The 16670-nt window shown below is 40.2% G+C and carries 16 protein-coding genes; 15 read left to right on the plus strand and 1 reads right to left on the minus strand.

The window, feature by feature from the left end; all coding sequences use genetic code 11:
* Positions 1–69: 69 nt before the first annotated feature.
* Complete coding sequence (gene rnmV, locus B7E07_RS25375; RefSeq protein WP_080843544.1) at positions 70–630, plus strand: ribonuclease M5; 561 nt, start codon at positions 70–72, stop codon at positions 628–630.
* On the plus strand, positions 623–1510 hold the full coding sequence (rsmA, locus tag B7E07_RS25380; RefSeq protein ID WP_080843545.1) for a 16S rRNA (adenine(1518)-N(6)/adenine(1519)-N(6))-dimethyltransferase RsmA: 888 nt from the start codon (positions 623–625) through the stop codon (positions 1508–1510). Before rnmV ends, rsmA begins: the two co-directional genes overlap by 8 nt.
* A gap of 234 nt (positions 1511–1744) precedes the next feature.
* Here the strand turns inward: rsmA and yabG are convergent, their stop codons facing one another.
* Positions 1745–2623, minus strand: coding sequence for a sporulation peptidase YabG (gene yabG, locus B7E07_RS25385; RefSeq protein ID WP_080843546.1), 879 nt, complete (start codon positions 2621–2623; stop codon positions 1745–1747).
* Between the two features lie 300 nt (positions 2624–2923).
* On the opposite strand from yabG, the gene veg reads away from it, so the two are divergent.
* From veg to spoVT, 13 genes are all read left to right on the plus strand, one after another.
* Positions 2924–3187: a biofilm formation stimulator Veg gene (gene veg, locus B7E07_RS25390; RefSeq protein ID WP_080843547.1), complete on the plus strand. Its 264-nt coding sequence runs from the start codon at positions 2924–2926 to the stop codon at positions 3185–3187.
* A gap of 156 nt (positions 3188–3343) precedes the next feature.
* On the plus strand, positions 3344–3520 hold the full coding sequence (locus tag B7E07_RS25395) for a small, acid-soluble spore protein, alpha/beta type (RefSeq protein WP_080843548.1): 177 nt from the start codon (positions 3344–3346) through the stop codon (positions 3518–3520).
* A gap of 340 nt (positions 3521–3860) precedes the next feature.
* On the plus strand, positions 3861–4730 hold the full coding sequence (gene ispE / locus B7E07_RS25400) for a 4-(cytidine 5'-diphospho)-2-C-methyl-D-erythritol kinase (RefSeq protein WP_080843549.1): 870 nt from the start codon (positions 3861–3863) through the stop codon (positions 4728–4730).
* 59 nt (positions 4731–4789) lie between these two features.
* Positions 4790–5629 (plus strand): pur operon repressor, encoded by an 840-nt coding sequence (purR, locus tag B7E07_RS25405; RefSeq protein WP_080843550.1) that lies wholly within the window; start codon positions 4790–4792, stop codon positions 5627–5629.
* A complete protein-coding gene (locus tag B7E07_RS25410; protein WP_080843551.1) occupies positions 5626–6000 on the plus strand; it encodes a RidA family protein in 375 nt (124 codons plus the stop codon). The genes purR and B7E07_RS25410 overlap by 4 nt, the downstream gene beginning before the upstream one ends.
* Before the next feature lie 438 nt (positions 6001–6438).
* Complete coding sequence (gene spoVG / locus B7E07_RS25415; RefSeq protein ID WP_009336662.1) at positions 6439–6729, plus strand: septation regulator SpoVG; 291 nt, start codon at positions 6439–6441, stop codon at positions 6727–6729.
* Between the two features lie 390 nt (positions 6730–7119).
* The gene (gene glmU, locus B7E07_RS25420; protein ID WP_080843552.1) at positions 7120–8493 is read left to right on the plus strand and encodes a bifunctional UDP-N-acetylglucosamine diphosphorylase/glucosamine-1-phosphate N-acetyltransferase GlmU; all 1374 of its coding nucleotides are present in this window, start codon (positions 7120–7122) and stop codon (positions 8491–8493) included.
* 19 nt (positions 8494–8512) lie between these two features.
* Entirely contained in the window at positions 8513–9469 is a 957-nt protein-coding gene (locus B7E07_RS25425; protein ID WP_080843553.1) for a ribose-phosphate diphosphokinase, read from the plus strand.
* Between the two features lie 190 nt (positions 9470–9659).
* Positions 9660–10289: a 50S ribosomal protein L25/general stress protein Ctc gene (locus B7E07_RS25430; RefSeq protein WP_080843555.1), complete on the plus strand. Its 630-nt coding sequence runs from the start codon at positions 9660–9662 to the stop codon at positions 10287–10289.
* 170 nt (positions 10290–10459) lie between these two features.
* Positions 10460–11023, plus strand: coding sequence for an aminoacyl-tRNA hydrolase (pth, locus tag B7E07_RS25435; RefSeq protein ID WP_080843557.1), 564 nt, complete (start codon positions 10460–10462; stop codon positions 11021–11023).
* Between the two features lie 140 nt (positions 11024–11163).
* Complete coding sequence (locus B7E07_RS25440; protein WP_080843558.1) at positions 11164–11394, plus strand: anti-sigma-F factor Fin family protein; 231 nt, start codon at positions 11164–11166, stop codon at positions 11392–11394.
* 167 nt (positions 11395–11561) lie between these two features.
* Entirely contained in the window at positions 11562–15101 is a 3540-nt protein-coding gene (gene mfd, locus B7E07_RS25445; protein WP_080843559.1) for a transcription-repair coupling factor, read from the plus strand.
* A gap of 503 nt (positions 15102–15604) precedes the next feature.
* Positions 15605–16141, plus strand: coding sequence for a stage V sporulation protein T (gene spoVT, locus B7E07_RS25450; RefSeq protein ID WP_080843590.1), 537 nt, complete (start codon positions 15605–15607; stop codon positions 16139–16141).
* The last annotated feature ends 529 nt before the right edge of the window (positions 16142–16670 follow it).

Genomic DNA, 16670 nt, shown 5'->3' on the forward strand with positions numbered 1-16670 from the left:
ATTCACATTACAAAAATGTTTCATTTATTTTTCAATTATTTTATTTTTTCATTTTAAAGAGGAGCATTTATGAAAATTAAAGAAATTATCGTCGTAGAGGGCAAGGACGACACTGTAGCTATAAAAAGAGCCCTTGAAGCGGATACTATTGAGACAAATGGCTCTGCTATTAATAAAGATACACTGGAAAGAATTAAACATGCACAGGAAGCAAGAGGAGTTATTGTGCTTACAGATCCTGATTTTCCTGGTCAAAAGATCCGGCAAATCATCAGTGAATACGTTCCAACCTGCAAGCATGCGTTTATTGAGAAAAGTGCAGCAATTGAAAAGCTGGGCAGAGGAGTAGGAGTCGAGCATGCATCGCCAGACGTCATCCGTGAGGCACTGAAGCATGCTCATGTGATGACCCAAATCGTAGAAATAGACATTACACAGGATGATTTACTTGAAGCAGGACTGATTGGCGGTCCCGGGGCAAAGGAGCGCCGTGAGAAGCTGGGCAGGCTGCTGAAAATTGGCTATACGAATGGAAAGCAGCTTCATAAAAGGCTTACCATGTTTTCTGTGAAGAAGGAAGATTTGGAACGTGCAATAGAAGCAATCAGCCAGGAGGAGAATCATGAATAAAGATATAGCGACACCTGTTAGAACGAAGGCGATCCTTGATAAATACGGCTTCTCTTTTAAAAAGAGTCTTGGTCAGAACTTCTTAATTGATACGAATATATTGAAGCGGATTGTGGATCATGCGGAATTAACGGAAACTTCAGGTGCAATTGAAATTGGTCCCGGCATTGGCGCGCTGACAGAACAGCTGGCACGAAGAAGCGCCAAAGTGCTTGCCTTTGAAATTGATCAGCGGCTGCTGCCAATCCTGGAAGATACATTGTCACCATACGAGAATAAAAAAATCATTAATAGTGACATATTAAAAGCAGATGTACATAAGGCAATCGCAGAAGAATTTGCTGGTTTAGATGATATTATGGTGGTTGCAAACCTCCCGTATTATGTTACAACACCGATTATTATGAAATTGCTTGAGGACAAGCTGCCCATTAGAGGTATTGTATGTATGCTGCAAAAAGAAGTGGCTGACCGTATAGCGGCTAAACCTGGTACAAAGGATTATGGCTCTCTATCCATTGCAATTCAGTATTATACGGTGGCTGAGACGGTTATGATTGTCCCGAAAACGGTCTTTATGCCACAGCCTAATGTGGATTCAGCTGTTATTCGGCTGATTAAAAGAGAAGCACCTGCCGTTACAGTGCACAATGAAGAGTTTTTCTTTTTTGTGACACGAGCGAGCTTTGCACAAAGACGAAAAACACTGCTCAATAATTTAACGAGTCAGCTTCCGAATGGAAAAGAAAAAAAAGAACAAATCCTCTCTGCATTAGAACAAGTCGAAATTGATCCAGGCAGAAGAGGAGAGACCCTTTCGATCGAGGAGTTTGGCAAGGCGAGTGATGCGCTTTATCCGCATTTTAAAGGATTGTTTTAAGTCGTACTATATAAAAAGCCTGCTTTTTTCACTTTTGCAGGCTTTTTTTTATCTTCACTATATTATTTATCTCTGATGATAGCTTCTAAAAGAAGTTGACATAATAGGAACTGCTTTAAGAAGGCGTTGTCTCCAATAGGGCAGGTTAGACGGAATGGTTTTATTGAGTATTTCTAAAGATGCAGCTGAAGGGGGTTAAGTGCAAAGGCTAGACTGAGCCACTTGCGTTGTTGTTTATTTTTGTTCATCCATATTAAAGGGCATTCCCGTTCTTAATACACCTCTTGTTTCAATGCCTCCAATTCCTCTTTCGCCTGTTAACGTATTGCGGAGGACATCCCAAACATTAATTCTCTCCATAAAGGGCGTATAGCTTATTTTAGCTACAATATAGACTGGATCAAGGGCGTGTATGTTGACTCTTGAAGGAGAGCTGGCAAAGTTCGCTCCAGCATGAATAAGAGATTCAAAATGAGATTGGCATGCTCCGGCGAAAATGACAAGCTGATCTAAATGCGGAACTCGTTTGCGGGCTTCTCTTACTGTCTGAACAAAATGCTTTGAATGTCTGTAGGCGTTAATATCTGTTTTGCTGCCTTTTGCTTTTGAATAGGCATCGTGGCCTGTAATAACGAGAATATCAGGCCTATAATGCTCAACAAGCTCTCCAATTTTTAAAGGCATTTCTTTTTCGGTTGAATGTATACCAGTGACGGGAACACCGATTTTTTCATATAATGATAAACACTTTTTTAAATAAGCAGGATCGCCATCGAGATGAAGAACTTTTCCTGGCATCTGAAAATAGTTATACGATTTGCTGTAGCTATCTGTAGCTGCGTATTCTTGTTTTTGTTTTATGAGATCAACATCCTGGCGAAATAAGTGGAATGACTGTTCTTCGAGAGAACGGTATTCCTGTTCTTTCCTCATTCGGTCCGGACCGCTGATTGTAATTAAGTCTTCATAAGGTGCATCAGCAATTAATCGAACATCTTCTCCATATAAAATGGCCAGCTTTTGTCCTGCTTCCTCTTTAATATCGATGACGCGAAACATAATATCACAATTGTAAGATACCCTCCCGACGATATCCATCATATTTATAGTCAATGTCGTCACTCCAATTAGGCATTTCGTTACAATAACGGTTCTGACATAAACTATGCACTTTCCTTATGACTTGTGCCTGCAAAGTCGATTGATGAAGACCTTAAAGAAATATAATATAAAAAAACTAAAAAAGTGTACATATTCACTTTGTCGATGGGATATGCTAAGAAATGTTGAAAATCAACAGAAAAAGAAGAAAAAAATATATTGACATACATTTTAAAATCCTGTTATAATTTATATTTTTATTTGACTTCTGTTGTGTCAGTGTGATATACTTTACATAGTGAGGTGGACCGAATGGCAAAAACATTAACGGATATTAAGAAAGCTCTTGATTCAAATCTTGGAAAAAGGCTATTGCTGAAAGCAAATGGCGGACGGAGAAAGACGATCGAGCGTTCAGGCGTTTTAGCTGAAACATATCCCTCAGTATTCGTCATTGAGCTAGACCAGGATGAAAATGCATTTGAACGTGTATCATACAGCTATGCGGATATACTGACAGAAACGGTTCAGATTACCTTCTATGATGACACATCAGGACATGTTGCTTTAAGCTGACATAAAATAATGGCTACATCTGAAGCAGTGAACATGGTTTGCTGCTTTTTGCTTTGTCTTTTTATAAAAATGTATAATGGAGAAAATAGCCTCTTATGAAAACCGATCAGTGTTTCATACTAATACTATCGCAGTGTGAAAAAGGAGAGGTTGTCAGTGGCTAGAAGACGAGGAATCATGTCGTACCGGCTGAAAGAAGAAATCGCAAAGGAACTCGGTTTTTATGATACGGTTCAAAAAGAAGGCTGGGGCGGCATCAAGGCTGTTGATGCCGGTAATATGGTGAAAAGAGCCATAGAGATCGCCCAGCAAAATCTTCAAGACAAACGCTAGACAATTCCAAACTTCACTCACACATGATCACATCATAATAGCACTGCGATTACAGCCGGGGCTTCTGCTCCGGCTTAATTTAAAATAAACGGGTATTTATCCCGAAAAAATAAAGCAGATAGAGAACTCTAGTAAGCTAAATTAATTAGTTGCTGGAGTAAAAATGCATAATAATTTTTAATAATATGGATTCACAGGTCTTACGATATTCGTTTTGTGGTAAAATAGGACAAAAAATGGAGATGCTGATTTACTTGAAAAAGAGTATGCAGCAGGACCGATAAGGATTTATATCCGCAAACGGCATTTGCGGATTCATTATATAAAGTAGGTGGAGATTTTGAAGCTTTTGGTGAAGGCCCCGGCGAAGATTAATTTATCATTGGATGTACTACATAAGCGTGATGATGGCTATCACGAAGTAGAAATGATTATGACAACCATTGATTTAGCCGACCGGCTTGAAATAACACGATTGGATAAAGACGAAATTCGAATCATATCACATAATCGTTTTGTTCCAGACGATCATAGGAATTTAGCTTATCAGGCAGCCATGCTGCTAAAGGAACGATTTCATGTAAAGCAGGGTGCTGCTATTACAATTGAAAAAATGATTCCGGTTGCAGCAGGGCTGGCAGGCGGAAGCAGTGATGCAGCTGCGGCATTAAGAGGTTTAAACAAGCTGTGGGATCTAGGATTAAGTTTGGATGAACTGGCTGTGCTTGGCGCTGAGATAGGATCAGATGTATCTTTTTGTGTATATGGAGGAACTGCTTTAGCTACAGGAAGAGGAGAAATGATCCGGCAGCTCGATGCACCTCCGACATGCTGGGTTATTCTTGCTAAACCATTTATAGGGGTATCAACGGCTGATGTATATCGTAAACTTGATTTGGCCGGAGTAAAACACCCGCAAACCTCAGAGATGATTAAAGCAATTGAGAATGATGACTATGAAATGGTGTGTGACCATCTTGAGAATGTACTAGAAACTGTGACATTAAAAATGCATCCTGAGGTCGCTCAGATCAAAGATCAGATGAAACGCTTCGGAGCAGATGCGGTCCTAATGAGCGGGAGCGGTCCTACAGTATTTGGACTTGCCCATCATGACTCGCGCATGCACCGTGTTTATAATGGACTACGCGGTTTCTGTGACCAGGTATTTGCAGTCAGAATGCTTGGGGAACGACATACGCTTGATTAGATCCGTATATTAATGGTATATTACTGTTAAAATATTCGGATTTAACGGGAGGGCCAATGATGAAGTTTCGTAGAAGTGAACGTTTAATAGATATGACGAACTATTTATTAGAGCATCCGCAGCAACTGGTATCCTTAACCTACTTCTCAGAAAGATATGGATCGGCTAAATCTTCCATTAGTGAAGATTTAGCTATCATTAAAGAAACCTTCGAACATAGAGGGATTGGCACACTGCAAACTGTACCAGGTGCAGCGGGCGGAGTGAAATATCAGGTGAGAGTGACGGAAGAGGATGCACGCCCAATTATCGATCAGATTTGTGAGTTAATCGCCAGTCCAAATAGACTGCTTCCAGGCGGTTATCTTTATATGACAGATATATTAGGTGATCCTATGCTTGTAAAGCAGGTAGGTCGCTTATTTGCTTCGGCATTTGCAGATAAAGAAATAGATGTAGTTATGACTGTGGCTACAAAAGGAATAGCATTAGCTTATGCGGTTGCGAATTATTTAAATGTACCTGTTGTGATTGTGAGACGAGACAGCAAGGTAACGGAAGGCTCTACCGTTAGTATTAATTATGTGTCAGGCTCCGCGAAAAGAATCCAGACAATGGTTCTGTCGAAAAGAAGTCTTGAACAAGGTTCGAGAGTCCTTGTTGTTGATGATTTCATGAAAGCGGGCGGCACGGTTAACGGGATGATTAGTATGCTGGAGGAGTTTAATGCAGAGCTTGTCGGCATTGCTGTTTTAGTAGAGGCAGAAAAAGCTGAAGAACGACTGGTGGATGATTATTTATCTTTAGTCAAACTCTCAGATGTTGATGTGAAAGAAAAGAAAATCAATGTGTCGCATGGCAACTACTTTACGAATAAACTAGTGGAGGGACATTCATGAAAATCATTCAGACAAATGAAGCACCAGCCGCAATTGGACCATACTCACAGGGGATAACCGTAAATAATCTGTTCTACAGCTCTGGACAAATTCCGTTAAAAGCTGACGGAGTGATGGCAGAGGGAGATGTAAAAGTACAGACTCATCAAGTGTTTATAAACCTGCAGGCTGTTCTTAAAGAGGCAGGTGCTTCACTTGAAACGGTTGTCAAGGCAACTGTTTTTATTAAAAATATGGATGATTTCGCTAGTATTAACGAAGTATACGGCGAGTATTTCCATACGCATAAACCCGCACGCTCTTGTGTTGAGGTAGCGCGCCTGCCAAAAGATAGCTTAGTAGAAATTGAAGTTGTTGCATTGGTTAAATAAAATAAATAGGATTATGTAAATACTCTTTTCTGAGTGATTATTGTTTTGAATAACACTTTTTAAAGGATATTTTGATTGAAACGAAAGAGCGCAAGACTCCTGCGGGACGAGGAGACTCAGATTCTCCTTGCCGGAAAAGTAAGTTCTTTGAAGTGGAAATATCTATATGTTTAAGTAAAACAACAAAGTTTGTGAAAATAGCAGAATGAAAAAGCACCCGGCTTTAAACGGGTGCTTTTTCATTCTTATAAATCTTAAAAGTTTGCAGAAACAGCCGTTGATGAATCTTTTTCGGGACTTTTTGACATGTATTTCTGTCTAATTCCATATTAAGGCCTAATTATTCAAAAAATTTTTTCTATAAAAGGAGGAAATATGCCAAATGATGTTGAATGTTAATAAATAGGATTTTATCTACTGGAAAAGGTGGTGAACATAGTGGAAGTAACTGACGTAAGATTACGCCGTGTAAATACGGATGGACGGATGAGAGCGATTGCCTCTATTACACTGGACCATGAATTTGTTGTTCATGACATTCGGGTGATTGACGGGAATAACGGCTTATTCGTTGCAATGCCAAGTAAACGCACTCCGGATGGAGAGTTCAGGGACATTGCTCACCCTATTAATTCCGGAACCCGCGGTAAAATCCAAGAAGCGGTCTTAGCAGAATACCACCGTTTAGGTGAGTTAGAAGTAGAGTTTGAAGAAGCTGGAGCTTCCTAGAAAGAGATTCCAACAAGAGCCTGCTGTGTTAAGTAGGGCTCTTTTTTATTTATAAAATGTACCTCTTTGAAATACCACTTCCATTTTATACCCTCTGTTAACCCTTGTTAAACCTATCTGAGCAGGAAAAGTTGTTATATTGTTCAAGATTCCAAACAGACTTTTCGTAGTATAATTAAATAGCAGCTATATTTTAGTATAATTCCTTCTTAACATTAGCAGACAAATAAGGATGGTTAGCATGCATCTATTATTTCGGTCTGATTATATCTTGTGAGGTAAGTGAAAAATATCCTGTAAAATATAACTACTTACACGAGATTCCTTGAAATCAGCCTCTATTTAAGATATATTCTTAATGGATAAAAAGGTGAAATTGGAGGCTATTAAATGTCTAATCGATACGCGGTCATTTTAGCCGCAGGCCAAGGGACAAGAATGAAATCAAAATTATATAAAGTCCTGCATCCTGTGTGTGGAAAACCGATGGTTCAGCATGTTGTTGATCAAGTTGCGAAGCTTGATATCAAAGATATTGTTACGATTACTGGGCATGGAGCGGAAAAAGTAAAAGCACAATTAGGCGCTAAAAGTGTATATGCCCTGCAGGAAGAGCAGCTCGGTACAGCTCATGCTGTTATGCAAGCAGCAGATCATCTGGAAAATAAAGAGGGTGTCACAGTTGTTGTTTGCGGAGATACGCCTCTAATTAAAGCGGAAACGATGGAAGCGATTTTTGCTCATCACGAAAAAACAAATGCAAAAGCAACAGTACTAACTGCATTTGCGGAGAATCCAGCGGGATATGGCCGTATTGTGCGTAACGCAAAAGGTCATGTGGAGAAGATCGTAGAGCACAAAGATGCCTCTGAAGAAGAATTGCAATTAAATGAAATCAATACAGGCACGTATTGTTTCGATAATGAAGCACTGTTTACAGCCTTAAAGAAAGTCAAAAATGATAATGTACAAGGAGAGTATTATTTGCCTGATGTCATTGAGATATTAAAAACAGAGGGTGAAATTGTAACTGCCTTTGGAACAGATGATTTTGAAGAGACTTTAGGTGTTAACGATCGTGTAGCATTGGCTCAAGCCGAACTGTTTATGAAAAAACGTATTAATGAATACCATATGCGCGCAGGTGTTAGCATCATCGATCCGGCTGCTACTTATATTGGAGCAGATGTTGAGATCGGAGCTGATACGGTAATATATCCTGGAACGACGATAAGCGGAGTAACGAAAATCGGCTCAGATTGTACGATTGGTCCTAACACCCATATAGAAAATTGTGAAATTGGCGATAGAACGGTTATTCGCCAATCAGCGGCTTTCAACAGCGAGATCGGTACAGATGTCCAGATTGGACCATTTGCACATATCCGCCCGCAATCAAATGTTCATGATGAGGTGAAAATCGGCAACTTTGTTGAAATAAAAAAATCAGTAATTGAAAAAGGCAGCAAGGTCTCGCATTTAAGCTATATTGGTGATGCAGAGGTCGGGCAGGATGTAAATATCGGCTGCGGAGCGATTACAGTAAATTACGATGGGAAAAATAAGTTCTTAACCAAAATTGAGAATGGTGTGTTTATTGGCTGCAATTCAAACTTAGTCGCACCCGTAACAATTGGAGAAGGCGCATATGTTGCAGCTGGTTCAACCATTACTGAGGATGTTCCAGGAGAGGCGCTTTCTATCGCGCGAGCTCGCCAAGTAAATAAAGAGAATTATGTACAAAAGCTAGATATCAAGAAATAAAAAACACGGAGGCACAGGCATGTCGAATCAGTACTTAGATCCAAATTTGAAGGTATTCAGTTTAAATTCAAATAAAGCATTAGCCGAGGAAATTGCCAAATTTATTGGCGTTGAACTAGGAAAATGCTCTGTAACCCATTTTAGTGATGGAGAAATTCAGATCAACATCGAAGAAAGTATTCGCGGCTGTGACGTGTATGTGATCCAATCAACAAGCGCTCCTGTTAACGAGCATTTAATGGAGCTTCTTATTATGATTGATGCATTAAAACGTGCTTCTGCTAAAACAATTAATATTGTTATGCCTTATTATGGCTATGCACGCCAAGACCGTAAAGCAAGAGCTCGTGAGCCAATTACAGCAAAGCTTGTGGCTAATCTGCTTGAAACAGCAGGTGCAACTCGTGTCATTACACTGGATCTTCACGCTCCGCAAATTCAAGGATTCTTCGATATTCCGATTGACCATCTAATGGGTGTGCCAATTCTAGCGGAATACTTTAAGAACAAAGATCTGCAAGGGGATGTGGTTATTGTTTCTCCAGACCACGGAGGTGTGACCCGCGCACGCAAAATGGCTGATCAGTTAAAAGCGCCGATTGCCATTATTGATAAACGCCGTCCAAAGCCAAATGTTGCTGAGGTTATGAACATTGTTGGAAATATTGACGGCAAAATTGCAATCCTAATTGACGATATTATTGATACAGCAGGTACCATCACGTTAGCTGCTAATGCACTAGTGGAAAATGGAGCATCTGAAGTATATGCTTGCTGCAGTCATCCGGTTTTATCAGGACCTGCAATTGAAAGAATTGAAAACAGCAAGATTAAAGAGCTTGTTGTCACCAATTCAATTGCACTGCAAGAAGAAAAGAAATCAGGGAAAGTTGTCGAGCTATCAGTAGCATCATTAATTGGTGAAGCGATTATCCGTGTACATGAAGAACAATCCGTAAGTGTATTGTTTGATTAATATATAATCAGGCCTGCTAATTAAAAGCAGGTCTGCCTGTATTGCAGGAAAACTGCGGCTCTAAGCTTATAGGGTAATACTTCTCTGCTTCCCGCTATGCTGGTCTTATAAACTAAAACGTTTAGACTTCCTCTTTTTAGGGCATTTTTTATATAGAAGCCACTTATTAAACAGGAGGAAGGGGATCACTATGGCAGTAGTATTAGAAGCAAAAAAACGAAATGAATTTCGTCATTCATCTCTAACTAAAATTAGGCATGAAGGGAATATCCCAGCAGTTGTCTACGGACAAAAGCTAGAGAGTACACCTATTTATCTGAGTGAGTCTGATTTTGTGAAAACCATTAAGGAAGTAGGCCGCAATGGTGTATTTTCATTAGATGTTGACGGCAAGAAACATGACGTCATGTTAACGGAATATCAAACAAATGCATTGCGCAATAATATTGTGCATATTGATTTTCTAGCAGTGGATATGTCGAAGGAAATAACGGCAGAGGTGCGGGTCAATTTGGTCGGCGATGCACAAGGTGTGAAAGACGGCGGTGTCATGCAGCAATCACTGCATGAAGTTTCCGTAACAGCTACGCCAAATGAAATACCTTCTTCAGTTGATGTAGATGTAGCGGAGCTTCAAGTAAATGAAACGATAACGGTTGCTGATCTTAAGACAAGCCGTTCCTATACGCTTAACCACGATGCTGAAGAAGTGGTTGCTTCTATTCTTCCTCCTAAACAGGAAGAGGAAATAAACAGCGGAGAACAGCAGGAGGAAGGCACGCCTGAACAAGAAGAAGGAAGAGAGACGGAAAGCGAGTAAAAAAGAAACCCTTTTATACTTGCCAAGAGCTGGCTGCATTACGATGTTAGGCCAGCTTTTGCTTTTCTCTTTGACAAGGTAAATTAGCTATTACAGCTGATATGCAGCTTCTAACAAGCCGTCTGACGCTGCCATCTGCCGTCATTAGAATATAAAGCAGGTGAAGTGACGTGAAATTATTTGTTGGCCTCGGAAATCCAGGCAAACCATATGAACAAACAAGACATAATATCGGCTTTGAAGTGATTGATTCCCTGGCTGTGAAGCTAGGCATTACATTAGATCAAGCAAAGTTTAAAGGTATTTATGGAATAGGCCATTGTAATGGAGAAAAAGTATTCTTACTAAAGCCGCTTACATATATGAATTTATCTGGTGAATCCATTCGCCCGCTTATGGATTACTATGGAATTGAAGATGAAGAATTAACCGTAATATATGACGACCTTGATTTGCCTGTCGGAAAAATTCGTCTTCGGCAAAAAGGAAGCGCCGGCGGACATAATGGAATTAAATCAACGATTGCTCATCTGGGAACGGTGCAATTTAATAGAATACGGGTAGGGATTGACCGTCCTCCAGCAGGTATGAAGGTTCCTGATTATGTACTCGGAAAATTTTCTTCTGACGAACAGCAGGAAATGCAGACCGTAATCGAGAAATGTGTAGACGCATGTGAATCGGCCATTACAGAGCCATTCTTACAAGTGATGAACAAGTTTAACCAATCTTAGTTCTCATATTTAGCAGATCAAATTAATAAGCTAGATTAATACATCATCACCTTTTGCTAAATGGGAGCCTTCGAATCGATTGAATAACTTCCTTTCCGTACGTCCATAATAGGGATATGTACAGGATAGGAGGGGTTTTAATGGCCATTCATTATCATTGCCGCCATTGCGGAGTAAAGCTTGGATCTATTGATTCAATGTCTGTTCAGACAGAACAGCTTGGATTTCATAAACTAAATGATGCAGAGCGTCAGGATATGCTAATGTACGATGCCTCTGGGGATCTGCAGGTAAAGGCAATTTGTGAGGACTGCCAGGAATCTTTAGAACGCAATCCCGATTACCACCAGCAGGATTTTCTGATTCATTAACGCTTTGGGCCGTTTGTCCAAAGCATTTTTCTATTTGCATTTATAGTATTTTTTAATAGTTTATAAATAGGAAATACCTAATGCTATGTATACAATGAAACAATATACTTCATCGCGTCACAGGGTTGTTGTGAAGCATCGGACTTTATATAGGAGGACTTTTCTGTATGTTAGGGCTAAAGCGAATATTTGGCCAGCAGGATGATGTAGTAAGCATCTTGTCTGGTATTCAAGAAGGGTTAAAAGAGCAACTGATCGCTGGCTTATCTGGTTCTGCGCGGGCGCTGTTCATATCGTCAGTTTATGAACAGACGAAACAGCCTGTACTCATTGTGACCCATAATTTATTACAGGCGCAAAAATTATATGATGATATCGTCAGTTTAATAGGAGAAGAAGAAGTACTTCTTTATCCAGCCAACGAATTGATTGCTGCAGAGATTAGCATCGCAAGCCCAGAGCTTAAGGCGCAAAGAATAGAGGCGCTAAATTATTTAATCCAGCAGAAAACAGGAATTGTTATTGCTCCAATGGCAGGAGTTAGAAAGGTGCTTCCGCCATCAGACCTTTGGAAAGAGTACCAGATGACACTGTCTGTAGGAGATGACCTGCTGGAAGAGCAACTGAATCTTTTTATTCAAATGGGCTATGTTCGTGTTGATATGGTTTCAGCTCCAGGGGAATTCAGCGTCAGAGGCGGAATTATTGATATTTATCCATTAACTGAAAATGATCCTATACGAATAGAGCTATTTGATACAGAAATTGATTCTATTAGAACCTTTTCATTAGAAGATCAAAGATCGAAAAATAAACTGCAGCAGACATTAATTGGCCCGGCAACCGAAATACCGCTGGAACAGGCACATTATGACAGACTGATTAAGCAAATTGAATTAAACTTGGGAAAAAGCTTAAAAAAGCTTAAAAATGAGAAAGATAAGACATTATTATCACAGAATATTGGATATGAGCTTGAACAGCTGAGAACAGGCCATAAGCCTGAGCAGCTCTTTAAATATACCTCCCTTGCTTATGAATCAGGAAGTAGTTTAATAGATTATTTACCAGATTCAGGTCTTGTTTTTATAGATGAAATCAGCAGAGTGCAGGAAATGAATGATTCACTTGAAAAGGAAGAAGCAGAATGGTATACAAGCATGCTTGGTGAAGGGAAAATGATCCATGATGTAAAAGTTGCCTTCACACTAAAGGAGCTTACTGCCAGAACGAACCATTCCATCACTTATATGTCCTTGTTTCTTCGGCATGTCCCAAATACAAGTCCGCAAAATATTGTGAATATGACTTGTAAGCAAATGCAGAATTTTCATGGACAAATGAATGTGCTCAAAGGCGAGTTAGAACGCTGGGAGAAGAATAACTATTCTGTTGTATTTTTAGCATCTGACGATGAGAGAGTCAATAAACTTCAAAAGGTGCTCGAGGATTATGAAATTGATGCTGTTAAGATTAGTGCCGATCAAGCAGTTCTTCAAGGAAGAGTTCAAATCCTTCCAGGCGGCTTGCAGACTGGCTTTGAGCTAAGCTCACAGCGGCTGGCTGTTATAACAGAGGAAGAATTATTTAATAAAAAAGTGAAGAAAAAGGCACGAAAACAAAAGCTTTCCAATGCAGAGCGTATTAAAAGCTATTCTGAACTTAAAATTGGTGATTATGTTGTTCATGTCAATCACGGAATTGGTAAATACATTGGCATTGAGACACTAGAAATTAATGGGGTGCACAAAGATTACCTTCATATTCGCTATCAAGGCAGTGATAAGCTATATGTGCCTGTTGAACAAATTGATCTTGTTCAGAAATACGTTGCCTCCGAATCGAAAGAACCGAAAATTTATAAACTTGGCGGAAATGACTGGAAGCGAGTAAAGAAAAAGGTTCAATCCTCAGTCGAGGACATAGCGGATGATTTAATTAAATTGTACGCAGAACGGGAGTCATCGAAAGGATATGCCTTCAGCCCGGATGGAGAGATGCAGCGTGATTTTGAGGCTGCTTTCCAATACCAGGAGACAGAGGATCAGATTCGTTCTATCCATGAAATTAAAAAAGATATGGAAAGGGAACGTCCGATGGATCGTCTTCTGTGCGGAGATGTTGGATATGGCAAAACGGAAGTTGCTATCCGTGCTATTTTTAAAGCTATAGCAGATGGAAAACAAGTGGCTTTCCTAGTGCCAACGACGATTTTGGCACAGCAGCATTTTGAGACAATGCGTGAGCGTTTTCAGGATTATCCAATTGAAATCGGTCTATTAAGCCGTTTCCGATCAAAGAAGCAGCAAACAGAAACATTAAAAGGCTTAAAAGCAGGAACGATTGATGTGGTTGTTGGAACGCATCGTATCCTCTCAAAGGATATTGAGTATCGTGACTTAGGTTTGCTTGTCATTGATGAGGAACAGCGCTTTGGTGTTACGCATAAGGAAAAGATTAAGCAGCTGAAAACCAATGTTGATGTTTTAACACTCACAGCTACGCCAATTCCAAGGACTTTACATATGTCCATGCTTGGGGTTCGTGATTTGTCTGTTATTGAAACACCGCCTGAAAATCGGTTTCCAGTGCAAACTTATGTAATGGAATATAATGGAGCACTAGTGCGAGAAGCAATTGAACGAGAGCTGGCTCGTGATGGACAGGTGTACTTTCTATATAACCGTGTTGAGGATATTGAAAGGAAGGCAGAGGAAATCTCTATGCTTGTTCCTGATGCCAGAGTCACATATGCACACGGGAAAATGACTGAGAATGAACTTGAATCGGTGATGATTGGTTTTCTCGAGGGTGAATATGATGTGCTTGTCAGCACGACCATTATTGAAACAGGTGTAGACATTCCTAATGTTAATACACTGATTGTTCATGATGCAGACAGAATGGGGCTTTCGCAGCTCTACCAGTTAAGAGGTCGTGTAGGACGCTCAAATCGGGTAGCGTATGCTTACTTTACGTATAGAAAAGACAAAGTATTAACAGAAGTGGCAGAAAAGAGATTGCAAGCCATTAAAGAGTTCACGGAGTTAGGATCTGGCTTCAAGATTGCGATGAGAGACTTGACGATTCGAGGTGCAGGGAATCTTCTGGGAGCAGAGCAGCATGGGTTTATTGATTCAGTTGGTTTTGACTTGTACTCTCAAATGCTGAAAGAGGCGATTGAGGAACGAAAAGATGTAATGATGGGTACCGAAGAGAAAAAGGCAAGAATGGAAATTGATCTTGAGCTTGATGCCTATATTCCGGATGCCTATATTGCAGACGGTCATCAAAAAATTGAAATGTACAAACGGTTTAGAGGAATTTCTGCTCTTGAGGATGTTGAAGAGCTTCAAGAAGAAATTGTTGACCGTTTTGGCGATTATCCGCAGGAAGTTTCCTACTTATTTACGATTGCAGAGATGAAGGTATTTGGCGAACTCTCAGGTATTGAAATCATTAAGCAGTCGAAACAGGAGATTTTATTGTTATTTTCTGAGCAGGCAAGCGCTCAAATCGATGGACAAAAGGTATTTCAGCTGTCGAGTAAATACGGCAGAATGATCGGACTAGGTATGGAAGGTCAAAAGCTAAAAGCTGTATTCCATATTAAAGGGATCGAGGCAAGCAAATGGCTTGAGACATTGTATGAATTCATTCAAGGCCTTCAGGACGCAAAAAAGAAGGAAAAACCGGCTAAAGCATAGACCAGTATATTTCAGGAGCTCCCTTTTATAGTGGTTAAATCAGCATTTCTGAATCTTATTGAAACCTTTCAGGATGAGCTATAAGAATTTTGTAAATAAATTGAAATATATGAAATGTTTAATTGCGCAAAGTAGGGGTAATTTCACAATAAATCATCTATTGGAATGTTTATCCGTTTATGGAATTTAAAACAGCATAAAGAAAACCTATATGCACGTGTATAGAACTTTCCATATGAAAGATACTAAGTTCAAACATGGTGATGGATTCATTTTCTCCCAATTGTGATTTTGAAGCATTGCCGTATTAGAATGGCAGAAGTGCCCGATATATTGGTGTTGGCGTGTTCATGGAATAGACCATGAAGGTGCAGCTCTACATATCAAACCTTCCTGCAAGTATTAAGACTGCAAATCCCTTATACATCCATTTTTTGCTTGAGGAAAGGTTAAGTGCTTCCGCTGTTCAAAAAAATCATCAGATGAAAGTGAGGCAACGTTGGATGAAAGCAACTGGTATAGTTCGTCGTATCGATGATTTGGGTCGTGTTGTCATTCCGAAAGAAATCCGCAGAACTTTGCGCATACGAGAAGGGGACCCACTTGAAATTTTTGTAGACCGAGATGGCGAGGTCATTTTAAAGAAATATTCGCCAATCAGCGAATTAAGCGATTTTGCGAAGGAATATGCAGAGGCACTATATGACAGCCTCGGAAATGCCATTTTAATCTGTGACCGTGATACTTATATCGCAGTAGCCGGCGGTTCCAAGAAAGATTACTTAAACAAAAACATTAGTGATCTGATTGAAAAGACGCTTGAGGACAGAAGTTCCGTCCTTGTCACACAATCCGGTGACATTTCAATTGTTGATGGAAACACAGAATCAGTTGCTTCTTATACGATTGGACCAATCGTAGCGAATGGTGATCCAATTGGTGCAGTTGTTATCTTTGCAAAAGAGGATACTGTAGGCGAAGTGGAGAAAAAAGCAGTTGAAACAGCAGCTGGCTTCCTCGCAAGACAAATGGAATCATAAGAAACAGGCGGCATGGGCTGCCTGTTTTTTTTCTGTATTTTTTTGTATGGAAGAGGACGGCGGCGGAGTCTTTATGGTGGTAGTTAGTTGGGGTTTGGCGGATATATGGACGTTTTTGGCGGATATATCGAACATAACGGCGGATATCTTCACTTTTTTGGCGGATATAATTTCTGGACGGCGGATAACCGCCTTCTTTAAACGATTTAAGATAAAAAAAGACTTGCTGTGTTGCCTTTTCTGTTAATTGGTATATGGAGTAGAGCTAAATTCCGCACTTTTGGTCGTCAGCCGGTATCTTTTAGGCATTTATAAAACTCAGCCAGCTCGCCTTATGCTTGTCGATGCTGGGCAAGCCGCCTCCACATTTCAAGTTGTCCAGCTCCAGGCGCTAGGGGCTCGAGGTCATAAGCCATGTTGCCCTATAGGTTAAAGAACAACCTTCTGGCTGTTTTGCCTTATGCTTGTCGCCCCTGGGCAAGCGCCTTCCACATTTCAAGTTGTCCAGTTCCGGCGGCTAGCCCCTCGA

This window comes from Cytobacillus gottheilii (assembly GCF_900166665.1).
GTDB lineage: Bacteria > Bacillota > Bacilli > Bacillales > Cytobacillaceae > Cytobacillus > Cytobacillus gottheilii_A.